Raw genomic sequence first — 24,026 nt, forward strand, 5'->3', positions numbered from 1 at the left:
TGGGGTGTGAGCACAGGCCAACCTCCCCAGCACGTGTGCTCCACCTTCGGCCTCCGTGAAGTCGATCCCATCCCACTCGGTGCGGATTGGGACGGCGGGTGGCTGTGTGGAGACGTCGTCCTTTCAGCAGTCGCGGATCATGCCCGCGCAGCGTGGTCGGCGAAGGTGCGAGAGAACCTCGAAGTCGACGGCGTTCGGCTGGCTCGACCGGTGCGTTCGACCGACGGTCGTTACGTCGTCTCGGGCTGGCGTGCCGACACCTTCATCGTCGGATCGCCGGAACCACGTCACGACGAAGTGGTCTCGATGTCCTGCCGACTGCATGCGGCGACGGCCTCGCTCGAGCGTCCGCGCTTCCTTGCGCAACCGCCCGTGCCGCCGTGGGCCGAGGTCGACGTATTCGTCGCCGCTGATCGCGCGGCCTGGGAAACGGTTCCGCTGAGGATCGCGAAGGGCGTCGAGCAACTCGAGACGCCCACTCCTGACGGTCGCAAAAGTCTGGAACTGATCGCCGGGCTCGCTACTTTGCGTAAGCCGGTGCAGAGCCCGGACCAGCTCGTGCACGGCGATCTGTTCGGGACAGTGCTGTTCTCGGGCAGTATGGCGCCCGGAATCACCGACATCACGCCGTATTGGCGGCCGGCTGCGTGGGCCGCCGCCGTCGCTGTGGTCGACGCGATCTCGTGGGGCGGTGCCGACGAGGCACTGGTCGGCCGGTGGGAAGATCTCCCCGAGTGGCCGCAGATGCTTCTACGTGCGGTGATGTTCCGCTTGGCAGTTCATGTTCTGCATCCTCGCTCGACGGCGGACGCGTTCCCGGGGTTGGCCCGTACGTCCGACATCGTGCGCTTGCTGCTCTAGATCGGGGCGCCGGTACCGAAGTCCGAGACCAGGCCCTCGAACAGCTCGCGTGCGGCGTTCGAGGCGGCCACGGTGTTTCCGTCGACGACAGCGTTGACGAGGTTCGCGTGCTGCGAGTGGAATCCTTCGCCGGTTGCATCGATGTGTTGTTGGATCGTGGTCTCGATGACCGGGAGCAGGGAGTCGTAGAACTCCAGGTAGACCTCGTTGTGGCTGGCCGCGACGATTGCTCGGTGCAGGGCGACGTCCGCGGTGGTGGCGGCGTCGATGTCCTGACCCTCCCATGACGCGGTGCGAAGCTCGAGTAGTCGCGTCAGTTCGGCGATGTCGTCTTCGGTTCGCCGTGCGGCGGCGAGGGTGGCCGCGGTGATGTCGAGTGCGCGCCGTAGTTCGAGTACGTCCCGTTGGTGGGCACCGGCAAAGTAGTTGCCGAGAGTGCCACCGAGGTCGGAGACAGCAACGACGTAGGTGCCCGATCCCTGACGACGTTCCAGCATTCCGGCGTGTACGAGCGCCTGGACCGCCTCGCGCACGGTGTTGCGACCGGTCCCGGTCAGCTCCGACAGTTCCGGTTCGGTGGGGATTTTGGAACCGATCGGCCAGGTTCCGCTCCGGATCTCGTTGCGGAGTTGTTCGGTGACCTGCGAGATGAGACTTGCGCGTCGAACGGGTTGCACGTGGTTGTTTCCTCGGGTCCGGGTAAGTGGTGTGAATGTGACGTTAGATTACCGCGCTTGTGCGAGTTCGTCCGGTCATCCTATGATTTGCCGGTGACTGCTCAACTGGAGAGAACCGAAACCCGCTCGTTGATACAAGGCCGTGTGCTCGTCTTCGCTGCGATTGCGATGTCTGCGCTCGTACTTCGACTTGCGGTGACCTCGTTCTCGCCCTTGGCGGCCGAGATTCGCGACGAGATCGGCTTCTCCGCCTCGATCGTCGGTGTCTTCGGCATGGTTCCGACCGCAATGTTCGCCATCTTCGGTCTCATCACTCCCGCCATCGCGAAACGTATCGGGCTCGAGCGAACGGCCCTCGTTGCGATGCTCATGGCCGGCGTCGGAATGTTGTTGCGCGCCATGATGTCTCAGACATGGTCGTTGCTGGCCCTCTCGGCTCTGGCACTGGCAGGCATGGGAATCGGCAATGTCGTGATCCCGCCGTTGGTCAAGCGGTACTTCTCGGATCGCCTCGCCACCATGAGTTCGGTCTACATCGTGGCCGTGCAGATCGGCACCATCGTTCCGGCGTTCGTCGCAGTCCCGGTCGCCGACGCCTTCGGGTGGCGGTTCTCGATCGGCTGGTGGTCCGCCTTCGGCTTCGCCGCAGCAGTGCCGTGGTTGATCACCCTCGCTCGCTCGCGCAAGGCTCGCGCGAACGAAGCCGGGTCCGTCGAGAATGCATCGGATTCGGTTGCGGCAGTGGCAGAACAGCCACGCGGTCAGGTCTGGCGTTCTCCCGTGGCCTGGGGGATGGCCGGCATGTTCGGCATGACCTCACTGATCACGTATTCGATGTTCACGTGGATTCCGTCGATCCTTCGTGACGCCGGAGCCAGTGATGCCTTCGGCGGAACGATGGTCGGAATGTTCTCGGTGATCGGGCTCGTCGCAGCGTTCGGTGCACCGACGCTGTGCGCCCGCATGGCCAATCCCTTCCCTGTCGTGATCGCGTGTGCCGTCTGCTACCTGGTCGGCATGGGCGGGCTGTACTTTGCCCCGATGGCGGCGCCGGTCGTGTGGGTTGTCGTCCTGGGCCTCGGTCCGAGCACGTTCCCGATGTCGCTCACACTGATCAACCTGCGTACTCGTTCGCACATCGGTTCCTCGGCACTGTCCGGCTTCACCCAGGGCATCGGCTACTCCGTTGCCTGCCTCGGTCCGCTCCTGTTCGGCGTTTTTCACGACGTGTCCGGTGGATACGCTGCGCCGTTCGGCCTGCTCGTCGTCGCTGTGATCGTGGTGCTCCTGGGCGCCTACCAGGCATGCAAGCCTCGGATGCTCGAGGATTCCTGGCACGCACCTGCGAAAAACTAGCTCACACCCGGTCTTGTTACCGGGTGAGGATCAATTGACTTCGCGGTCATCGCACGCAGCACCGGCGCAATAACCGTTTTCTACCTTTGGGTCTCCAACATATTCAGGAGGCCCTGGTGAGTCATTACATCGAGCATTGGGATGCAGAGGACGTCGACGCCTGGGAATCCGGCGGCAAGGACATCGCGAAGCGGAACCTGATCTGGTCAGTGGTAGCCGAACACGTCGGCTTCTCGATCTGGTCGATCTGGTCCGTGATGGTGTTGTTCATGCCGACGGATATCTACGGCATCGACGCGGCCGGAAAGTTCTTCCTCGTCGCAGTGCCCACACTTGTCGGGTCGGTCCTCCGTATTCCCTACACGGTTGCCACCGCACGGTTCGGCGGTCGTAACTGGACCGTCATGAGTGCGCTGTTCCTCTTCGTGCCAACACTTCTCACGCTCTACCTGATGATGAACCCGGGTGCGTCGTACACCACGTTCATGTTGGTAGCGGCCACTGCAGGTATCGGCGGCGGCAACTTCGCGTCGTCGATGACCAACATCAATGCCTTCTACCCGCAACGCCTCAAGGGGTGGGCGCTCGGTCTCAATGCCGGCGGCGGCAACATCGGTGTGCCGATGATTCAGCTGATCGGTCTGCTGGTGATCGCCACCGTCGGTAATCGCGCTCCGTGGATCGTCTGCGCCGTCTATCTCGTGTTCATTGCGGCCGCTGCCGTCGGTGCCGCGCTGTTCATGGACAACCTGGGCAACCAGAAGTCGGACCTGCGCTCGATGGCCAAGGCACTCAAGTTCTCCGAGTCGTGGGTGATCAGCTTCCTGTACATCGGTACGTTCGGTTCCTTCATCGGATTCAGCTTCGCCTTCGGTCAGGTTCTGCAGATCAACTTCCTCGCCGGCGGTGCCACTCCGGCCGCGGCCGCGCTGCATGCAGCACAGATCGCCTTCATCGGCCCTCTCCTCGGTTCGATCGCTCGCCCCCTCGGCGGCAAACTGGCCGACCGGATCGGCGGCGGCAAGATCACCATGTGGACGTTTGTCGCCATGGCATTTGCGGCATCGATACTCGTGACGGCCGGAACGATGGACGACAACACCGCCGGCGTCGCCAGCGCCGGAATCATGGTGACATTCGTTCTCGGATTCATCGCTCTGTTCCTGCTCTCCGGCATCGGAAACGGATCCGTTTACAAGATGATCCCGGCGATCTTCGAGGCGAAGGCTCAGAGCTTCGACCACATGGATCGAAGCGAGAAGGCGACGTGGTCGCGCAGTATCTCCGGCGCTCTCATCGGATTTGCCGGTGCGGTAGGCGGTTTGGGCGGCGTCGGCATCAACCTGGTGCTGCGCGCGTCGTACAGCAGCCCCGCGAAGTCGGCGACCATGGCCTTCTGGGTGTTCCTGGCCTTCTACATCGCCTGCATCGCAGTCACCTGGTTCGTCTTCCTGCGCAAGCCGTCGACGCTGACCACAGACGTCGACGAGGCGAAGGTCGCAGTCACGGCGTGAGCGGTCCGCGGAATCTCAGAACTATCTCGTACCTCAGGAAGTAGGCGTCATGAGCAAGTCGGTTGTTGTCATCGGACACGGAATGGTCGGACACCGATTCGTCGAGGCACTGCGTTCGCGCGACGAAGCGAACAACTGGTCGGTGACCGTACTCTGCGACGAGCAGTACGCAGCGTACGACCGAGTCGGGCTGTCCTCGTACGTCGGAGCGTGGGACCCCAAGGAACTGGCACTGGCCGGCAACGATTACGTCGGCGACAGCCTGGTCGACCTCCGTGTGGGGGAGGGCGCGCTCGCGATCGACAAAGATGCACGCACGGTCACGACGACAACCGGCGAGACGATCTCCTACGACGCTCTGGTGATGGCGACCGGTTCGTATCCGTTCGTGCCTCCCGTACCGGGGCACGACGGCGACGGATGTTTTGTCTACCGCACCCTCGACGACCTCGACGGTATCCGGGCCGCCGCTGAGAAGGCTGGTCCTGGCGCTGTCGGCGTCGTGGTGGGCGGAGGTTTGCTTGGACTCGAGGCCGCAAATGCTCTCTCGCTCATGGGGATGACGGCACACGTCGTCGAGCACAATGCGCGATTGATGCCGATGCAGGTCGACGAGGGTGGCGGCGCACTGCTCGCTCGCCTCGTCACCGAACTCGGGCTCACTGTCCACACCGGTGTCGGGACGGCGGGAATTTCGCAGGCCGACAACGGAATCGTGGTCGAACTCTCCGACGGCTCCACCATCGACGCCGCGCTGCTCGTCTTCTCCGCCGGAGTACGTCCGCGTGATCAGCTGGCCCGCGACGCCGGGATCGCAGTGGGGGAGCGCGGTGGCATCCTGACCGACCTCGGCTGCGTGACTTCGGACGAGAACGTCTACGCAGTCGGCGAATGTGCTGCGGTGGAAGGCCGTTGCTACGGTCTGGTCGCTCCCGGTTACACGACGGCCGAGATCGTGGCCGATCGTCTGCTCGGCGGCGCCGCGGATTTCCCGGGCGCGGACATGTCCACCAAGCTCAAGCTCATGGGCGTCGACGTCGCCAGTTTCGGTGACGCGATGGCGACCTCACCGGGCGCCCTCGAAGTCGTCCTCAGCGACGCGTCCAAGGGGACGTACGCAAAGCTCGTGGTCTCCGACGACGCGAAGATCCTGCTCGGCGGCATTCTTGTCGGTGACGCATCGGCCTACGCGTCGCTGCGCCCGCTGGTCGGTCGCGAACTACCCGGTGACCCGGCGACATTGATCTCGCCTGCGGGGGAGAAGCCGGGTGCAGGCTCGCTGCCCGACGACGCCGAGGTGTGCTCGTGCAACGCCGTGACGAAGGGAGCCATCTGCGGTGCAATCGCAGCCGGCGCATGCGACATCGCTTCGGTGAAGGCGTGCACCAGCGCCGGAACCACCTGTGGCGGTTGCCTTCCCACCGTGAAGCAGCTGCTGGCCGATTCCGGCGTCGTGATGTCGAAGGCACTGTGCGAACATTTCGCGCAGTCGCGGGCCGAGTTGTTCCAGATCGTCCAGTCGACGCAGACCAGAACCTTCTCGGCGCTGATCGCCAAGTACGGCAAGGGCGCCGGTTGCGACATCTGCAAGCCCGTAGTCGCTTCGATTCTGGCATCGACGGACTCCGATCACATCCTGCACCGCCAGCAGGCGTCGTTGCAGGACACCAACGATCACTTCCTCGCAAACATCCAGAAGAACGGTACGTACTCCGTGGTACCTCGGATGCCGGGCGGCGAGGTCACGGGTGAGCAACTCATCGTCATCGGAGAAGTCGCGCGAGACTTCGGCTTGTACACGAAGGTGACTGGCGGTCAGCGCATCGACTTGTTCGGTGCCCGCGTCGAACAGTTGCCCGCGATCTGGAAGCGCCTCGTCGACGCCGGGATGGAATCGGGTCAGGCGTACGGCAAGTCCCTCCGGACGGTCAAGAGTTGCGTCGGTTCGAGTTGGTGCCGCTACGGTGTCCAGGATTCGGTGGGTATGGCCGTCGACCTCGAGAATCGCTACCGCGGTCTGCGTTCGCCGCACAAGATCAAGTTCGGCGTCTCGGGTTGCGCCCGTGAATGTGCCGAAGCGCGAGGCAAGGACGTCGGCGTCATCGCGACGGAGAACGGTTGGAATCTGTATGTGGGCGGTAACGGCGGACAGTCGCCCAAACACGCTCAGTTGCTTGCCGGAGGCCTCGACGACGCGACCTTGGTCAAGTACATCGACCGCTACCTCATGTTCTACATCCGTACTGCCGATCGCCTCCAGCGCACGGCGCCGTGGGTCGAATCACTCGAAGGCGGACTCGATCACCTCAAGGCCGTGATTTGTGAAGACAGCCTGGGTATCGGCGAAGAACTCGAGGCACTGATGGCCAAGCACGTCGAGGGTTACCAGGACGAATGGGCCGGTGTGCTGGGTGATCCGGAGAAATTGTCGAGGTTCGTCTCGTTCGTCAACGCACCGGAAGAAGCCGACCCGACGGTTGTGTTCGACGAGACCGGAGTGCGCAAGGTTCCGGTCCTGATGGGCATGCCGAGCATCCCCACGCGCCGGTAATAGTCGCGTAACCCGTGGGAAACACGGGATCCGTAGAAACGTAGACAAGAACCCGCGCGACGTTGTCGCCGGATCGACAGGAGGACTTCGATGAGTGTCATCGATGCGCAGATCGCCAAGCTGGATTCGGATCGACTCGAATGGACGTCGGCCTGCCCGCTGAGCCATCTGATCCCTGGGCGCGGAGTTGCCGTGCTTCTTCGCGGCGGCGAGCAGGTGGCACTGTTCCTACTCGAGGACGGCACACTCCGGGCTGTCAGCAACTTCGATCCGTACGGCCGCGCCGCGGTGATGTCTCGCGGACTCGTCGGCGACCGGGACGGTGAACCGATCGTGGTCTCGCCACTGCTCAAGCAGGCGTTCTCGCTGGTCGACGGCCGGGCGCTGGACGACTCGTCGGTTGCGCTGCCGGTGTACGGCGTTCGCGTGTGGGCTGGAGTCGTTCAGGTACACAGCCTGCAGATGCAGGGCGTTCGCTCGACTGTCTCCGATGCAGTCTCGTGAGTGACGACATGCCGTTGGCTGGATTCACGGTAGGTATCACTGCTTCGCGCCGCGCCGAGGAGTTCGCGACCTTGCTGACTCGTCGGGGAGCGGATGTCGTTCACGCTCCGGCGATTCGAATCATTCCGTTGGCCGACGACCGTGAGCTCGAAAGGGTGACACAGCAGATCATCTCGGATCCTCCCGAGGTGGTTGTCGCCACCACCGGGATCGGATTCCGGGGTTGGCTGGAAGCAGCCGACGGGTGGGGCGAAGCCGAAAATCTCGGATCCGCGTTGGGCTCGGCTCGTCTGCTCGCGCGAGGACCGAAGGCCAAGGGAGCAATCCGCGCGGCCGACCTTCGTGAGGAATGGTCACCGGCATCCGAGTCTTCCGCCGAGGTGCTCGAACATCTTCTGGCAGAAGGTGTCTCGGGAAAGCGGATCGCTGTACAACTGCATGGTGCGACCACCGAGTGGGAGCCGATTCCCGACTTCTGTCAGGTGTTGCGCGAGGCCGGCGCCGAGGTCATCGCGGTGCCCGTCTATCGATGGGAACCGCCGGAGGATCCGACGCTGCTCGACCGGATGATCGACGCCATAGCGTCAGCCGGAATCGACGCCGTCAGCTTCACCAGTGCACCGGCCGTAGCCTCGATGTTGATGCGCGCCGACAAGACCGGGGATCTCGCCGACATTCTCGACGCGATGCGGGGTCCGGTGGCGGCCATGTGCGTCGGCCCGGTCACCTCGGCGCCGCTCGAAGCCTTGAATGTACCGACCACAGCCCCGGCGCGGGCACGTCTGGGCGCGCTCGCGAGACACATCGTCGACGAACTCCCGCAGCGAGCCAACAAGATTCAAGCCGGCGAACACGAAATCAGCATTCGCGGCGGTTGCGTAGTCGTGGACGGTGAAGTGAAGCAATTGCCGCCGGCTGCGATGTCGTTGATCCGCACTCTCGGTGCCAGCCCCGGTCGAGTCGTCTCCCGCGACGAACTGCTGGCTTCTCTTCCCGGCGGCGGCGGCGACACCCATGCCGTCGAGACCGCCGTCGCCCGATTGCGCGCGTGCCTCGGCGCGCCCAAAGCCGTTCAGACGGTGGTCAAGCGGGGCTATCGACTTGCCCTCGACCCCGGCGACTACGTACAGAATCCAGGTGACTATGCAACGCGATGACGATGTCCTCGTCCTGGTAGCTCATGGCACGCGTAGTGCACGTGGCGTGGAAATGGTTGCCGCACTGGCCGACGCCGTCGGCACGCGCGTCGGACGCACGCGCGTTGCCTTTGTCGATGTGCTCGGTCCGTCACCTTCGGAAGTCCTCCGGGACACTCCGGGGCGAGCGATTCTCGTACCGGCGTTCCTGGCGTCCGGCTACCACGTTCACACCGATGTTCGACGCGAAGTGGCGATCAGTGAGCACTCGGCTGTGAGTGTGACGCCCGCACTCGGACCCGATCCGGCGCTTGCACGCGTGTTGCTTCGGCGCTTGACCGAAGCGGGGTGGAATCCGGGTGACGCGACAGTGCTTGCTGCCGCCGGGTCGTCCGATGCGCGGGCGCTGCGAGACGTCGAGCGTGCTGCGCTGATGCTTGCCGAAGCGGCGGGGACTCGTGTCGACATCGGGTACATCGCGACCGGGGAGCCGAAGGTAGCCGATGTTGTTGCAGCAGCACGCGTTCGCGGCGCGAAGCGAGTTTTTGTCGCCTCGTACCTCCTCGCGCACGGGCTGTTCCACGAAAGGTTGCACGCTGCAGGAGCCGATGGTGTGACCGAACCGCTCGGCGTCGATCCGGGAGTGGTGGACCTTGTCGTGAATCGGTATGAGAGTGCGCGAAGGGAACTAGTATCGCTGCATGACGTCTCACTCCGTAACGCCGACGTATGCCGACCTGGTCGCAGCAGTTCGTGAATCCGACGTCAAGGCACAGGCTCTCATCGGTGCACTGACCGAAGAGCAGGCGCGGGAGCCCTCCGGGCTCCCCGGGTGGAGTCGGGGACACGTCGTGACGCACATGTCGCGCAACGCCGACGCGCTGGGCAGATTTGTTGCCGGCGTGCAGGGCGGCGAATCGGGGGAGATGTATCCAGGGGGGCCGGATGCGCGCAATGCTGCAATCGAAGAGGGCGCAGATCGCCCGGCTGAATTGTTGGCCCTCGACTACCGCTTCTCGGGAACGAGGCTGGTCGACGCGTTGTGCGAGATCCCGACAGATCGACTGGACACACCGGTGCCGTGGCGCAAACCTGTGACGGCATTCGATCTACCGATCCTGCGCTGGAACGAGATCGAGATTCACCTGATGGACCTCGACATCGGTTACACCTGCCACGACTGGCCTGCCGAGTTCGTGGAATTCACTCTCGCCAGTCAGTTGGGCGCACTCGAGACGGCGTTCCCGGGTGTACGAGTGCCGTCGCTGTCCGACGCGGAGACCTTGGCCTGGTTGGTCGGGAGGCCGACGAGGGTGGGGCTGCCGACTCTCCCTGCCTGGCCGTTCTGAGATGCAGCCGTTCTGAGATGCAGCCGTTCTGAGAGTTAGAACAGGGTGGGGGCGCTCACGTCGTTGCGTGCTTGGGCCAACCGCGCACTCCACCTTTTCACCAACCACATCTCGACGATCTCGGGTTGGGTGCCGGCGGCATAGGCCCAGCTGTCGAGAAGTTCGCAGTACCGGCGGTAGCGACGCGTCGTGAAGCCGGTGACGGAAGGATCCTCGAGCCAGCCCTCGTGGATGAGCGTCGAGACTCCGTACTGGTCGATCATCTGAGCGCGTCGGCCTTCGTCCTGTACGCCCACTGCCCACATGAAAGCGGCCATCAGCGATACCCCGACACCGGGGGTGAGTGGCCACCCGGACCAGGTGTCGCGCCGGACGACGGGCATCGACTTGTTTTTCGAGCAGTGATCGAGAATGGCTGTGATCTGGGTCAGCGGATCCTCGTCCTCGCGGTGATGGGGATTGAAGACGTTGGGGAACCGCCGTGTGAAACGTCGGCTCTCGTGCGAGCCCTGCCAGGCCGCGCAGAGAAACAGTAGTCCGAGGCCGTCGTGCTGGGCGACAACGAGATCGCTCGACGGGCGAAGGTCGTTGCGTTGAACGATGGCTCGACCTTCGGTGATCACTTTGCCGTCGAGATCACGCCCGCGCAGGCTGATGGTGTGGCCGGCGTCCTTCAGGTGTGCGTTCCACCAATCCAGGTCGACGGTGGCTTCGTCGTCGAGGACGTGCAGTGGAAAGGTGCGGGAGCGGCACCACTCGACCAATGCGTCCGGCGGTTCGAATCCTTCGTCGACACGATTCATGGCGCGATGATCCCACGAGTCGCCGACAGTAATTCGTGCGACGCGCAGTCCACCGGGATGGAACCGGACACTCGCGGTACGCTCCGCTCATGAAATTCGCGTCCTCGCAGGTGCGGTCGGCGCTGTGGACGGTAGCCATCGCTTTGGCGGCCACGAGTCTGAGCGGATGTATCGGTGCCGTCGATCGGATGGATTTCGACAATCAGATGCGCGAACGTGGCGGTGGGATGACGTCGGAGTTGGTGCGAGGCGGGTTCGACAGCCTCGCACATAGATACGGCGTCGACGCGGTATCGGTGACCAGCATCGACATCAGCCCGATCGAGACGCTCGGAGTCACCGTTCGAGACCCCGGGAAGCCGACCCAGCTCGACAGATTCTCTTTCGACGGAGTCATTCTCGGCGAGCCGAGCCCCGTGCAAGTCAGTGTCACCGACGATCTCGATGCACGATCGTTCACGCTGGATCAAGTGCCGGCATTGACGAACCTCGAGAAGTTGGTCGACGACGCGCTGGAGAACAGCGGTGTCGACGACGGTGAAGTCACCGGGATCTCGGTCAGTCGCACCGAGGCGATTCGCGCATCCGTGATGGTGGAATCTCCACGCTCGCGGGCGCTGGTGGTCTTCGAGCCTGACGGAACTCCCTTCCTGGTGCACCCGCTGTGAGCCGCCGTATCGCTCCGTTGCTGATCTCCGTAGTGGTGATCGTGGTCGTGGGAATCTTTGCTGCACTACTGTCTTCGGTGATCTGGCCAGGACAGGTCGCTCATTTGGCGCCGATTTTCTGTGAAGCTCCCACATCGAGCGCGATGGTCGTCTCGGATACCTTTTCCGACGGCGACGGTACGTCCACCAATTTCACGCTGTATTGCGTCGGACCGCGCGGTCAGACCGTTGATGCCGGGTGGCTGCTGCCGTTCTTGGTGCTGTGGGGCGTGTATTCGCTGGTGCTTGCGATAGTGGTCGGCGTGGTCGGGGTCAACCGGCGTAGGCGCCCAAACGACTGACCCGATCAGCGTGGGAGGACAACCACTTCGGCGACGGCATCGTCTTCCGCGTGTGGCGGAACGAGTGCAAACGCGGAGCGCCCGATCAACCCCGCCAGGTGTGCGGTACGTACAGACGGTTCGGCGCGCCAGCGACCGTCGGCGGATTGTGTGACCGGCAGTAGGCGTACCGCATCGGAAGTCACCGCAGCGGCGTTCTCGATGATGCCGAGCAGTGGCGGTGGGGTGTCGCTTCCCGTCAAGGCGGCCACGACGGTGGGCAGCATCGTCAACAGGGTGGTCACTGCGGCGTACGGGTTGCCGGGGAGGCCGAGAACCACCCGACCACTGGGCAGGACAGCCGTTATCTGAGATCCGCCCGGGCGCGAGGCGACTCGCCCGACAATCGTGCGAGCGCCGAGTCGATCGAGCGCACTGCGCATTTCGTCGGCAGCGCCGCCGCCCGTGGCACCAATGACAACAAGCAGGTCCTGTTCAGTCGCATCCGCCAGTACACGCTCGAAACTGTCGGCCGTGTCCCTCAGGTGCGAATCCGCCACGCACCGTACGCCGTTGCTTTCCAGTAGGTAGGGGAGAATCCCACCGACGGAGTCGCGGGTCTGACCTTCACGCAGTGGACCGGTCCGCCGGATCTCGTCGCCGGTGACTGTCACGCGTGCCCGTACCGGACCACGGACGAGGGCGTCGAACACTTCACCGCTGGCAGCTGCGGAGACCACCGCCGGAGTCACCGCGGTACCAGTCGGGGCGATCGTGAATCCGGTGGTCCAATCTTCCCCTCGTGGTCGAGCGTCGTTGCGGTGCGGCGCATCCGGCAGTCTCCGTACCATCCGAGATGGCTCGTCGACGGACAGATACTCGTCACGAATCACCGAGGTGGCGCCGAGGGGCAGGTGTGCTCCCGTGGCAATGCGAATCGCTTCGCCTTCACCGAGTTCGAGTTGCCCGTCGGCGCCCGCGATACGGATCTCGGTGCGGATTCGCCAGGGACCCTCGCCGGAGACGGCGTACCCGTCCATCGCCGAGACATCGGATCGAGGAAGATCACCCAGGGCGACGAGAGGCTGCGCGAGCGTTGCTCCGAGACTGTCGGCGAGGGCGGCCCGGTGTGGTGACAATGCTGTCAGTGAGTTCCTGACGGCGGCGCGGGCTTGCTCGATTGTCAGGCGCGGATGGTTTCGCGCGCGGTCGATGTCCGCCGGTGTGTCGCAGTCAGTGGTGCCAGTGACACGCAGCGTCGAGAACGGTTCGGTGACAATCGCTTTCATAGGTTGATTCTCCAACCCCGAACTCTCCCGCAATGTGGACAGGCGTTGCCGGAGCTCGCGAAATGTCCACGCGGAGAGCAGGAATTGGGTTCGGTTGTTCTCGTCCACGGCACACGTCACCGGACTGTCCGTCGACGTGGCAGCTATCAAAGCGTCGACTGATACGGCCTCGATGTGCGGCAGATCGGACGCCAGGACCACCACCACGGCGTCGTCGGGTAACCGGGTCGCAGACAATCCGGCCCAGATCGCCTCGACAGGGCCGGCTCCGGCCGGAGTTTCCTGAGTTTGAGTGATGCCAGGATCAAGTTCAGGGCGATGTGGACCGACCACGACGACGGCGTCCAGATGCACCGTCGCTGAAAGCGCGATGTCGAGGAGCCTGCGGCCGTGAACGAGCAGGCCGGGTTTGTCGACACCACCCATTCGGGTCCCGCGACCACCCGCCAGAATGAGGGCGGCGGTCGGCGGCGTGACGGTCATACCTCCATGCTGCCCCATCGCCCGCGTCACGACGACCGGTGACACGTGAATCAGAAGTGATACCGAGCTTTCTTCAGGTCGATCCGACCGTCCTTGATCGGCACGCCTTCGAGTTCGAGCTTGGCGATCTGACGATGAGCCAGGTGCGCCGACGGTTTGCCGGAGGCGCCGAGAACCCGATGCCACGGCAGGTCGGCAGAGTCCGTTCGCATGATCCAACCGACCGTGCGAGCACTGGAAAGTCCTGCAGCATCAGCGATATCGCCGTATGTCGCCACGAAACCGGCCGGAATCGACGCGATGAGGCGCCGTACCTCTTCGATCTGCTCTTCGGTGGTGGCTGCCATGTCGGTTCCTTCAGAGCATGCTGCGAACGAGGGCGGCGACTTCGTCGGCCCGTACGTGCGGGACCATGTGGTCACAGTCGAATTCGACACCGGTCAGATTTTCACCGAGGTGCTCGGTGAGTGCTGCCCGGAGCTCGGCGGTGACGTACGGCGGTTGGACCTTCATCGCCTGAACCAGCACGGTGGGCATTGACGACGGAGGCAGCACGATCGGGCGAGCGAGTTCGCCCCACCCGGTCACGATCGCGGGCGTGGACAGGCGCCAGTTGACGCGTCCGTTGCCCAGTTCGATCAGGTGTTCAGCCATCTCGACGTCGAGGTCCTGGGTGGGAACCTCACCCCACGAGCCGTGAATCTTCTCGGAGTATGCCTCTGCCGCATCGGTGTAATCCGGTGAGCCGATTGTGAGTTCGGCCACTTCCTGCATGAAAGTCGGATCCAACCCGATCGCCGGGTCGAGCAGGACGAGCCCACGAACGCGTTCCGGTGCGGTGGCCGCGAGGTGCAGCGCCAGCATTCCGCCGAAAGAATGCGCGACGATCACCACCGGTCCGGTGGCATGTTCGTCGAGCGTCTCCAGCAGGCTCGCCACGTGGGATTCGATGTTCCACGGAGGAGCCCAGGTCGAGCGTCCGTGACCACGCAGATCGGGCGAGATCCAGCGCGCTTGGGGCAGTTGGTTCTCGGCCATCGACTGCCAACGTCGGCCGTGACCGGTCAGACCGTGCAGCGAAAGGATCTCCGGTGCCCCGACGGGTCCGTAGAGATACGTATGGAGTGCAGACACGAGGTCAATCATGCCGGATGCAGGCGATGTGTGAGTTGTCGGTGCGCTCTGGTGGAATGCCTGGGTGAGTGAGACGGCAACACGCAGCAAGGTCACCATCCCGCGGGCGCGGTTGGTGCACCGAACTGCGCCGTCTCCGATACCCCGAACGTGGGACGAAGGGACGGCCCGGCTGTTCGCGCCGCCGTCCGAGGATCCGTTCCAACTCGCGTTCGGCCCTGTTTCATTCGGCTCGGGGGCCGCCTGGAGTCCCTGGCAGGTACTCGGCAGCCCCGGAACCGGCAAGACGTCCCTTCTGGTGGATCTGGCAGTGCAGAAGATCTCCGGTGGCGAAGATCCTGAATCGGTCCTGGTGCTCACCCAGTCGCGCCGGGCAGCGACGCAGGTCCGCGAGCAGATCACGGCCGGGTTGCTCGGGTACGAACAAGAACGCGGACCGCAGGCAACTCGTGAGCCGTTGGTCCGCACCGTTCACTCGTACGCCTTTGCCGTACTCCGGCTTCAAGCCGCAGCGCACGGCAACGCGCCGCCACGCCTGATCACCGGCGCCGAGCAGGACTCGGTGCTCCGAGAGATGTTGCGCGGCGACATCGAAGACGGTGCGCTCCGGTGGCCGGAGCGCCTGCGACCCGCATTGGGTTTGAACGGCTTTGCCGTCGAACTTCGAGATCTGATGTTGCGAGCGAACGAGCGCGGACTCGGCCCCGAAGATCTGGTCAAGCTCGGCAAGAAGCGTGGACGTCCGGAGTGGGTGGCGGCCGGGCGGTTCGCCGAGGCCTACGAGCAAGGCGTGCTGCTACGCGGCAGTGTCGGTGTCGAGGCTCCGGAGGCGACGGCGCCGGCACTCGACGCGGCCGAGTTGATCGGTGCGGCATTGACCGCGTTCGCCACCGATCCCGAATTGCTTCGCTCCGAGCGCGCTCGGATCCGGCACCTACTCGTCGACGACGCACAACATCTGGATCCGCAGGCGGCGCAGCTGGTTCGGCTGATCGGAACCGCAACTGCGGGCACGGTCATCGCCGGTGATCCCGATCAGTCGGTCTTCGGGTTCCGCGGTGCGGATTCGGCGTTCCTACTCGGACTCGCCGAGCGCGGAGACGAGCGCCAGATCGTCCTGCCCACCACGTTTCGCAACAACGCCGACGTCGCGTCGATCGCGGCCAAGATCGCTGCGCGCCTGCCCGGCAACCTTGCTCATCGCATCGCGGTTCCATCCGATCTCACCGATGAGGACCCGGGGCGGGCGTCGGTGCGGGTTCTCGGTACGACGGCCAAAGAAGCGGCAGTCGTCGCAGATACCTTGCGCCGGGCGCATCTGCTGGACGGGATTGCTTGGTCCGAGATGGCCGTCATCGTGCGGTCGGTGCCGCGTACTCTCGCCCCTCTCCGGCGAGCCCTGCTCGCGGCCGGGGTACCCGTCACGACCGCTGCCACCGAATTGCCGCTGGCCAGGCAACACGGAGTGTCCGGCCTGCTGCTGGTCCTTCGGGCGCTCGGCGGCGATCAGTTCACCGGCGACGACGCGCTTGCCCTGATGGCCGGTCCCATCGGCGGCGCCGAGCCGGTCACCCTGCGCCGGTTGCGTCGTGGCCTGCGCCGGGTCGAGTTGGCATCGGGAAGTGATCGGGACTCCTCGGAGTTGTTGCGGCTCATTCTGATCGACGAGGATCGTGCGCAGTCCAAGCGCCTCATGGGCAAGTTGACAGACGTCGAAGCTGCGGCACTCAATCGCGTGCTGTCGGTCCTTCGCAAGGCCCGAGTGCCTCTCGAGCGAGGTCTCGGGGTCGAAGAAGTTCTGTGGGCGGCATGGCAGGCGACGGGGCTGGAACGACGCTGGGCGGCTGCGTCGGCGCGCGGCGGACCTATCGGCTCACAGGCCGATCGTGACCTCGACGCAGTCGTCGCACTTTTCGACGCGGCCGCCAACTACGTCGACCGGTTGCCGCGTTCGCAACTCGCCGGTTTCGTCGACTACTTGACCAGCCAGGAGATACCGACCGACTCGCGGAGCCGATCGGTCATCACTCCCGACGCCGTCACCGTGGTCAGCGCTCACGCCGCGGCGGGTCGCGAATGGGCGGTCGTGGCGGTGGCGGGTGTGCAGGAGGGACTCTGGCCGAGTTTGCGGGCACGCGGATCGCTACTGCGTACCGAAGCGCTGATCGACCTGGTCAACGGAGTCTCCGACGGCAGTGACTCGGCTGCCGAACGACTCTCGCGAACCGCACCGCTTCTGGCCGAAGAACGCAGGTTGTTCCTGGTTGCCTGTAGCCGTGCTCGTCGCCGTCTGCTGATCACCGCAGTCGAATCGGCTTCGGGGGACACCGACTTGGTGCCTTCGCGGTTCGTGGACGAATTGATCCGTGGTGACGCGTACTCGGACGATCCGTCCTCCGATCTCGACGTCGTTGCACCCGAGACCGGGGATACCCGGGTTCTGTCGCTGCCTGCACTGGTCGCACAGCTTCGCAGCGTCGTGTGTGATCCCGACATCGCGCATTTCGACCCCGAGAAGCATTCCCGGGCCGCTCGCCAGTTGGCACGTCTGGCTGCTGCCGGGGTACGCGGCGCGCACCCGGATCAGTGGTACGGCACAGCCGAGCCGAGTACCGCTGCTCCCATGTGGCAGCCCGAGGACGGACCGGTTTCACTATCGCCGTCCACCATCGAGCTTCTCGAAACATGCCCTCTCCGATGGGTGTTCGAGCGTCATGGCGGCAGCGACGGAGACAACACTCATGCGATCGCCGGTACGCTGGTCCATACCTTGGTGCAGGCATTGGCCGGCCGGATTCCACCGGATCAGGTCGAGAAGGCACTCGAAAATGCCTGGGAATCCATCGATCTGGGATCGCAGTGGTACTCGCGCCGCGAACTCAATCGAACTCGGGAGATGCTGGCGACGTTCACCGCCTGGATGAACGCAACTCGCGGCGAACTGACCGAAGTCGGCGTCGAGGTCGCGGTCGAGGGGGTCCTCGAACCACGTGAGGAGGGAGCGCCTGCGGTCAAGCTTCGTGGCCGGATCGACCGGCTCGAGCGCGACACCGAAGGCCGTCCGGTGGTTGTCGACGTCAAGACTGCGCGAAACCCTGTCAGCAACGAGACCGCGCAATCTCACGCGCAGTTGGCGGCGTACCAGGTCGCAGCGGCCGAAGGTGCGATTGCCGGCGAACCGGCCACACAACCCGGCGGTGCACGCCTGGTATTCGTGGCCAAGTCCAACAAGAAAGACGGTGCGGCGCAGCGAGTTCAGCCGCCGCTGACGGCCGAAGCCGTCGAGATGTGGCGAGACGTCATCCACAACGCAGCGGCAGCGACACAAGGGCCGCAGTATCTGGCCAGGGTCAACGACGGATGTAGACATTGCCCGGTGCGCTCGAGTTGCCCGGCACACGACGAGGGACGACAGGTGAGTAACTAAGTGGCTGCCGCGACGCAGAAGGCACGCCGACCGAAGATCGATCCTGTCGACCTGGCGGTCGCGCTCGGTCAACACCCGCCGACGCCGGAACAGGCGGCTGTCATCGCCGCACCGCTCGGTCCGACATTGGTCGTCGCCGGTGCCGGTGCCGGTAAGACCGAGACGATGGCTGCTCGCGTCGTGTGGCTGGTGGCCAACGGCTTCGTCGATCCCGAGGCCGTTCTCGGATTGACCTTCACGCGCAAAGCGGCACAACAGCTCACGTCGCGAATCCGCAAGCGCTTGGCGCGACTGGCGGGTTCGGACGTTCTGCGGGCACTCGACCCGACCGGCGGAGTGCGTTCCCGGATTCTGGCCGGGGAACCCGAAGTCAGTACCTACCATGCTTACGCGGGACGGTTGCTGTCCGAGCACGGACTGCTGTTGCCGATCGAACCCTCGGCGACGCTGTTGTCCGAGACCGAACTGTGGCAGGTTGCGCACCGCGTCGTGAGCGGCTGGGACAGTGATCTGGACACCGACAAGAATCCGGGGTCCATCACCGAAACCGTTCTGGCCCTTGCCGGTCAGTTGGCGGAGCACCTGGTCGACCCCGAGCAGTTGCTCGAGGCTCACACCGAGTTGGACAAGCTGATTCACACTCTGCCCGCCGGTCCGAAACAGCGGGGTGGGCCGAGCAAAGAGCTGTTGAATTACCTTGATGTGCAACACAAACGCATCGAGCTACTGCCCCTCGTTGCCCGGCTGGGTGAGACGCTGCGGCGTGAAGGCGCATTGGATTTCGGCAGCCAGATGTCGCTGTCGGCCCGTGTCGCCTCCGAACATCCCGAGGTCGGGCAAACCGAGCGTGAGCGCTTTCGGGTAGTTCTGCTCGACGAGTACCAGGACACCGGTCACGCTCAGCGAGTGTTGTTGTCCTCGTTGTTCGGCGGGGGAGCCGACGGCCGGTTGGCGCTGACAGCCGTCGGCGATCCGATGCAGTCGATCTACGGTTGGCGAGGCGCGTCGGCGGCCAACCTGCCACGGTTTGCAACCGACTTCCCGCTTGCCAACGGAAAGCCGGCTCCGACGCTCGAACTGCTCACCAGTTGGCGTAACCCGCCGGAGGCTCTCGAACTGGCAAACCTGTCGTCGGCACCGTTGCGCCGACGCGGTGTGGCCGTCAGCACACTTCGTGCGCGGCCGGGAGCCGTCGCCGGAGACGTTCGACTGGCGCTGCTCGGAGACGTCGAACAGGAACGTCAGTGGGTTGCGGAGAAGATCGCCGAAGAATATGAGGCGGCACGTGCCGAAGACCGCCCGACGCCCACGGCAGCGGTGTTGATCCGCCGCAACGCCGATGCTGCCCCGCTGGCCGAGGCTTTGCGGTCCAAAGGTCTGCCCGTCGAAGTGGTCGGACTCGGTGGGCTCCTGCACACACCCGAGGTGGCGGACGTGATCGCCATGCTCCGAGTGGTCGCCGATCCGCTGGCGGGCAGCGCCGCCGTTCGGCTGCTCACCGGAGCGAGATGGCAGATCGGCGCGAAGGACCTCGCCGCACTCTCGCAACGCTCCCGCGAACTTGCCATCTCCGCCGGATACGGAACAGCGGGTGCGGTCACGGACGCCGAGGCGCTCACCTCGGCAGTTCAGGACGCGCTGCCGGGGGAGAACGCCGAGCAAGCAGGATTGGTCGATTCGATCTCCGATCCAGGCCCGGCAGAACGTTATTCAGCTCTCGGGTACACACGCATCAACGCGATAGCGGCAGAGTTGGCGTCGTTGCGCGAACGTATCGGCCAGCCGCTCACCGAACTGGTGGCGGAGGTCGAGCGGGTGCTCGGTATCGGAATCGAGGCAGGCGCGCGAACCCGAGTCGGTGTCGTCGGGACCGCGGGCCGCGAGCATCTCGACGCATTTGCCGACGTCGTCGCCAATTACGCGACGCGTCCAACAGCCAATCTGCCCGGGATGCTCGCATTCTTCGCGGCCGCCGAACAGATCGAAAAGGGCCTCACTCCGGGCGAAGTGGAGGTGGCGCCGGATCGCGTGCAGATCTTGACCGTGCACTCGGCGAAGGGGCTCGAATGGGAAGTAGTGGCGATCCCGCATGTCAGCGACGGGGTGTTCCCCTCGTCCACCGCGTCCGGATCGTGGCTCGGGGCGCTCGCCGAACTGCCACCGTCCTTGCGTGGTGACCGGGCGGTCGACGCTGATTCGGCCGACGGAGTTCCGGTGCTCGACCTCGAGGAGCTCTACAACCGCAAGGACCTCGAGAACGCGATCACGGCGCACAAGAAGGCCTTGTCCAACCGTCGACTGGACGAGGACCGGCGACTGTTCTACGTCGCGCTGACCAGAACCGAACGGGCGCTGTTCATCTCGGCGCATCACTGGGCGGAGTCCGGTTCGGAACCGAAGGGGCCTTCGGAGTTCCTGGACGAGCTGCATCAGATGGTCACGGCCGAAAACGATGCCGGTGAAGAAGACTCACGCGGTGCGATCGGCGTCGTGGAGGAATGGGCGCCTGCACCGGAACCCGACACCGAGAACCCGTTGGCCTCCACACCCCGTACTGCGCAGTGGCCGCCCGACCCGCTGGGTGCGCGTCGCGGCGCGGTCGAGGCCGGAGCCGCGAGCGTCCTGTCCGCACTTGCATCGCTGCCGCAAGACAGCGAAGAGACGGAAGAACCGGAGGACGATCCGGAGAACTGGGCCTCGGACGTCGACGTTCTACTGGCCGAGCGCGAAGCCCGGGCAAACGCGCGTGCCGAAGTGATTCTCCCGGCGCAGCTTTCGGTGACTCAGCTCGTCGACCTCAAGGCAGATCCGGATGAACTCGCGGCACGGCTGCGTAGACCACTGCCGTACCCACCTAACCCGCTCGCGCGGCGCGGCACGGCTTTTCACGCCTGGATCGAGCGAAGGTTCGGTGCGACCCGACTGTTGGATCTCGACGAACTACCCGGCGCCGCGGATACCGGCGCGGGTCCCGAGACCGATCTGGTGAAACTTCAGGATGCGTTCCTGCGGTCCCCGTGGGCCAATCGCAGCCCGATCGAAGTGGAAGTTCCTTTCGAAACATCCATTGCCGGAACGGTTTTACGCGGTCGGATCGACGCTGTGTTCGCCGATCCCGACGGCGGATGGACGGTGATCGACTGGAAGACCGGTGCCGAACCGTCGGCCGCCAACGAGGACGCTGTTGTGATGCAGTTGGCCGCGTATCGGGTGGCCTGGGCCGAATTGATGTCGGCCAGAGCCCGTTCGGCGGGGCGCAACGAACAGTTTCCGGCCGACAAGGTGCGGGCGGCGTTTCACTACGTTCGATCGGGTCGCACCATCGCACCCGAGAACCTGCCGGACGGTGAGGCTCTCGCTCGCCTCATCCGAACGGCAGGCGCGCAAGATTAGCTTGCGTTTCGACGAGCCTTGAGTGCTTCGGTCACCAGCGGAACCTGCAGGGGAAGACGTGCGATCGAACCGATCTTCTGCGGTGTGGACGTCTTCGGGCTTCGGCACCAGTCGATCGCCATCTGGATGTTGGCGGGGAACACGGCGACAAAGAGCGCGGCGGCAAGGCCCGCGCCGAGCTTGCGGGTCTTCGGCACGGCCAAGGCAGCGCCGATCGCCAGTTCCGCGACGCCGGACACCTGGGTGTAGGTGCGGGCCTGTCCGGGAAGCTGGCGGGGAACGGTGCTGTCGAAGAAGGAAGGCGCCACGAAATGCATGGTGCCGGCGCCGAGAAGGAGGGCCGACAAACGAAGAGCGGCCGCTTGGCTGGGAGTGGACGTCGAACCGGTGAAAGGCATTTGCCCAGCCTGCCTCACGGTGGACCTTCTTGCCACTACCGGCGCCACGACCCGCGCGCTATTCGGCGCCCGAGTTCCGAAGTCGATCTTCGAGGGTTACGCTGCCTGCCGATGTCCGTGTAGGTATTTCGTAAGTTCGAGTGAGAGAGTCGATGTATGGCCGGTAAGCTCCGGGCGCGTTTGACCAGGTCGGAAGCATTGACCGATCAGCCTGACTTCGCCCTTGTCGGGGTGCTGCGCATTCCCCAGCTACAGACAAGTCCGGCGCGGGCCATCTACAAGCGAGTTCTCATCGCGTTGGGTGCTCTCGGCGCCGCCGTGTTGATCGTGTACATCGATCGCGCGGGATACCGGGACGCACAGGACAACGAGCTGTCGCTGCTCGACTGCATTTACTATGCGACGGTTTCGCTCTCGACCACCGGTTACGGCGATATCACTCCGTTCACGCCGTCGGCGCGCCTGGTCAACGTCCTGTTGATCACGCCACTTCGGATCTTCTTCTTGATCGTGTTGGTCGGAACCACACTTTCAGCTCTGACCGAGAGTTCGCGTCAGGCGTTCAAAATTCAGCGTTGGAGGCAGCACGTGCGTAATCACACCGTCGTCGTCGGATACGGGACCAAGGGGCGGACGGCAATCGAAGCAATGCTCGGTGACGGTGTACCGGCGTCGGAGATCGTGGTCGTGGACACCGATCAGACCGTCCTCGATTCGGCGGCGAGCAAGGGCCTGGTGACGGTGTTCGGTTCGGCGACGAAATCGGACGTACTTCGGTTGGCAGGTGCGCAGAATGCGTCGTCGATCATCGTGGCAACCAACCGTGACGACACCGCAGTGCTCGTGACGCTGACAGCCCGCGAAATCGCGCCGAAAGCCAAGATCGCCGCAGCCATCCGTGAAGCCGACAACGCGCATCTTCTGCGTCAGTCCGGCGCAGACTCCGTCGTCGTGTCCTCGGAGACGGCGGGTCGACTCCTCGGCATCGCGACCACGACGCCGACCGTCGTGGAGATGATCGAAGACCTGCTGACTCCGGAGGCCGGATTCGCGATTGCCGAGCGTGCCGTCGAGCGCGACGAGGTCGGCGGCTCTCCGCGTCATCTCTCCGACATCGTGCTCGGGGTCGTTCGTGACGGCCGTCTGGTTCGCGTCGGTTCACCCGAGGTGGACGCCGTCGAAGAGAACGATCGACTGCTCTACATTCGCCGCGTCACGAACTGAGTGTTACCGAGCTTCGTGCGCGCAGTAATGTCGTGAGCGTGAACGACTTCCAGCTGACCGAAACACCTCTGCTCTCACGCTCGAGCGTCGGCCGCGCCGAGGAATTGCGGTCGGACGCCGCTGCACTGACGACGGGTTGGGCGGACGCACTGCTCCTCCGTGTGAATTCACGGGGTCAGGTCAAGGTGTCGCCGGAAGGTCAATTGGTCTTCGCCGAGGCAACCGAGTTGGGGCCCGAACCGGTGCGCGGCGCGGTCTTCCTGGGAATTCGGGAGAATCGCCACGTCTGGGCGGTGCGGGTGTCGCTGCTGGCGGGCACTTTGTCTGAATTGCGGATGCTCGGCGGAACACTCGACGACGCGGACGCCGGTTTGTTGACCGGTGCCGTCGCGATTCTCAACTGGCACGACAGTGCCGGATTCAGCGCTATCGACGGCGCACCGAGTGAACCCACGATGTCCGGCTGGTCACGCATTTCCACGTCCACCGGCCACGAGGAGTTTCCCCGAACGGATCCGGCGGTCATCTGCCTGGTGCACGACGGCGGCGATCGAGTTCTACTCGCGCGTCAGCCGACCTGGCCGCAGCGCCGTTTCTCGATTCTCGCGGGATTCGTCGAGGCCGGGGAGTCACTCGAAACGTGTGTTGTCCGCGAGATCAAGGAAGAAGTCGGTATCGACGTGCACAGCGTTCGATACCTCGGGAGCCAGCCTTGGCCGTTCCCTCGCTCGGTGATGTTGGGCTTCGCCGCAATCGGCGACCCCGCCGCTCCGCTGCTGTTCGCGGACGGCGAGATCGCCGAGGGCACCTGGTTCACGAAGGACGAGGTGCGCGCCGCTCTCGAACTCGGCGACTGGGGTTCGGAAGCGGACGCGCCACTGCTGCTGCCCGGGTCGATCTCCATCGCTCGCGGAATGCTCGAGAGCTGGGTCAAGTAGC

Annotated in this window: 20 protein-coding genes; 14 read left to right on the forward strand and 6 right to left on the reverse strand. The window is 64.5% G+C overall.

Features of this window, described 5'->3' with window-relative positions; all coding sequences use genetic code 11:
• Positions 1-6: 6 nt before the first annotated feature.
• Complete coding sequence (locus AC1Q61_RS21300; RefSeq protein WP_007731227.1) at positions 7-861, forward strand: TIGR02569 family protein; 855 nt, start codon at positions 7-9, stop codon at positions 859-861.
• Here AC1Q61_RS21300 and AC1Q61_RS21305 read toward each other — a convergent pair.
• Positions 858-1,538: a FadR/GntR family transcriptional regulator gene (locus AC1Q61_RS21305; protein ID WP_020907120.1), complete on the reverse strand. Its 681-nt coding sequence runs from the start codon at positions 1,536-1,538 to the stop codon at positions 858-860. The two genes, AC1Q61_RS21300 and AC1Q61_RS21305, sit on opposite strands and share 4 nt — an antisense overlap.
• Positions 1,539-1,631: 93 nt before the next feature.
• Between AC1Q61_RS21305 and AC1Q61_RS21310 the strand changes: the two genes are divergently transcribed.
• The 7 genes from AC1Q61_RS21310 to AC1Q61_RS21340 all read left to right on the forward strand — a co-directional run bounded on the left by AC1Q61_RS21310 (position 1,632) and on the right by AC1Q61_RS21340 (position 9,948).
• Entirely contained in the window at positions 1,632-2,894 is a 1,263-nt protein-coding gene (locus tag AC1Q61_RS21310; protein WP_019747810.1) for an MFS transporter, read from the forward strand.
• Between the two features lie 113 nt (positions 2,895-3,007).
• Positions 3,008-4,408: an MFS transporter gene (locus tag AC1Q61_RS21315; RefSeq protein WP_085989607.1), complete on the forward strand. Its 1,401-nt coding sequence runs from the start codon at positions 3,008-3,010 to the stop codon at positions 4,406-4,408.
• A gap of 49 nt (positions 4,409-4,457) precedes the next feature.
• Positions 4,458-6,959, forward strand: a complete 2,502-nt coding sequence (nirB, locus tag AC1Q61_RS21320; RefSeq protein ID WP_003942314.1) for a nitrite reductase large subunit NirB — start codon at positions 4,458-4,460, stop codon at positions 6,957-6,959.
• Positions 6,960-7,049: 90 nt separating this feature from the next.
• Complete coding sequence (gene nirD, locus AC1Q61_RS21325; protein ID WP_042922175.1) at positions 7,050-7,463, forward strand: nitrite reductase small subunit NirD; 414 nt, start codon at positions 7,050-7,052, stop codon at positions 7,461-7,463.
• Positions 7,460-8,620 carry a uroporphyrinogen-III synthase gene (locus AC1Q61_RS21330; protein ID WP_073512809.1) on the forward strand — a complete coding sequence of 387 codons (1,161 nt, stop codon included), beginning with the start codon at positions 7,460-7,462 and terminating at the stop codon, positions 8,618-8,620. Before nirD ends, AC1Q61_RS21330 begins: the two co-directional genes overlap by 4 nt.
• Positions 8,607-9,356, forward strand: a complete 750-nt coding sequence (locus tag AC1Q61_RS21335) for a sirohydrochlorin chelatase (protein ID WP_037130090.1) — start codon at positions 8,607-8,609, stop codon at positions 9,354-9,356. Before AC1Q61_RS21330 ends, AC1Q61_RS21335 begins: the two co-directional genes overlap by 14 nt.
• On the forward strand, positions 9,301-9,948 hold the full coding sequence (locus AC1Q61_RS21340) for a maleylpyruvate isomerase family mycothiol-dependent enzyme (RefSeq protein ID WP_073512808.1): 648 nt from the start codon (positions 9,301-9,303) through the stop codon (positions 9,946-9,948). Before AC1Q61_RS21335 ends, AC1Q61_RS21340 begins: the two co-directional genes overlap by 56 nt.
• A 35-nt stretch (positions 9,949-9,983) precedes the next feature.
• Here the strand turns inward: AC1Q61_RS21340 and AC1Q61_RS21345 are convergent, their stop codons facing one another.
• Entirely contained in the window at positions 9,984-10,751 is a 768-nt protein-coding gene (locus tag AC1Q61_RS21345) for an 8-oxoguanine DNA glycosylase OGG fold protein (protein ID WP_003942311.1), read from the reverse strand.
• An 89-nt stretch (positions 10,752-10,840) separates the two neighbouring features.
• On the opposite strand from AC1Q61_RS21345, the gene AC1Q61_RS21350 reads away from it, so the two are divergent.
• Together AC1Q61_RS21350 and AC1Q61_RS21355 are read left to right on the forward strand one after the other, a co-directional pair.
• Positions 10,841-11,419, forward strand: a complete 579-nt coding sequence (locus tag AC1Q61_RS21350) for a hypothetical protein (protein WP_042922177.1) — start codon at positions 10,841-10,843, stop codon at positions 11,417-11,419.
• Positions 11,416-11,760 (forward strand): hypothetical protein, encoded by a 345-nt coding sequence (locus tag AC1Q61_RS21355; protein ID WP_007731243.1) that lies wholly within the window; start codon positions 11,416-11,418, stop codon positions 11,758-11,760. Before AC1Q61_RS21350 ends, AC1Q61_RS21355 begins: the two co-directional genes overlap by 4 nt.
• 5 nt (positions 11,761-11,765) lie before the next feature.
• Here the strand turns inward: AC1Q61_RS21355 and AC1Q61_RS21360 are convergent, their stop codons facing one another.
• The 3 genes from AC1Q61_RS21360 to AC1Q61_RS21370 are packed head-to-tail and all read right to left on the reverse strand — an operon-like array spanning position 11,766 to position 14,657.
• A complete protein-coding gene (locus tag AC1Q61_RS21360) occupies positions 11,766-13,511 on the reverse strand; it encodes an NTP transferase domain-containing protein (protein ID WP_042922202.1) in 1,746 nt (581 codons plus the stop codon).
• A gap of 50 nt (positions 13,512-13,561) precedes the next feature.
• On the reverse strand, positions 13,562-13,858 hold the full coding sequence (locus tag AC1Q61_RS21365) for an MGMT family protein (protein ID WP_003942322.1): 297 nt from the start codon (positions 13,856-13,858) through the stop codon (positions 13,562-13,564).
• 10 nt (positions 13,859-13,868) lie between these two features.
• Positions 13,869-14,657, reverse strand: coding sequence for an alpha/beta hydrolase (locus tag AC1Q61_RS21370; protein ID WP_042922178.1), 789 nt, complete (start codon positions 14,655-14,657; stop codon positions 13,869-13,871).
• A 52-nt stretch (positions 14,658-14,709) separates the two neighbouring features.
• Here AC1Q61_RS21370 and AC1Q61_RS21375 point away from each other — a divergent pair, with 52 nt between their 5' ends.
• A complete protein-coding gene (locus AC1Q61_RS21375; RefSeq protein WP_215515829.1) occupies positions 14,710-18,072 on the forward strand; it encodes an ATP-dependent helicase in 3,363 nt (1,120 codons plus the stop codon).
• Entirely contained in the window at positions 18,073-21,465 is a 3,393-nt protein-coding gene (locus AC1Q61_RS21380; RefSeq protein ID WP_047271670.1) for an ATP-dependent helicase, read from the forward strand.
• On the opposite strand, the gene AC1Q61_RS21385 is transcribed toward AC1Q61_RS21380, so the two are convergent.
• On the reverse strand, positions 21,462-21,863 hold the full coding sequence (locus AC1Q61_RS21385) for a DoxX family protein (RefSeq protein ID WP_003942341.1): 402 nt from the start codon (positions 21,861-21,863) through the stop codon (positions 21,462-21,464). The genes AC1Q61_RS21380 and AC1Q61_RS21385 overlap by 4 nt on opposite strands.
• 156 nt (positions 21,864-22,019) lie before the next feature.
• Between AC1Q61_RS21385 and AC1Q61_RS21390 the strand changes: the two genes are divergently transcribed.
• Positions 22,020-23,087 carry a potassium channel family protein gene (locus tag AC1Q61_RS21390; protein WP_003942296.1) on the forward strand — a complete coding sequence of 356 codons (1,068 nt, stop codon included), beginning with the start codon at positions 22,020-22,022 and terminating at the stop codon, positions 23,085-23,087.
• 38 nt (positions 23,088-23,125) lie between these two features.
• Positions 23,126-24,025: an NAD(+) diphosphatase gene (gene nudC, locus AC1Q61_RS21395; protein ID WP_007731249.1), complete on the forward strand. Its 900-nt coding sequence runs from the start codon at positions 23,126-23,128 to the stop codon at positions 24,023-24,025.
• Position 24,026: the final 1 nt, after the last annotated feature.

Source organism: Rhodococcus sp. MPR-R1B (genome assembly GCF_058793255.1).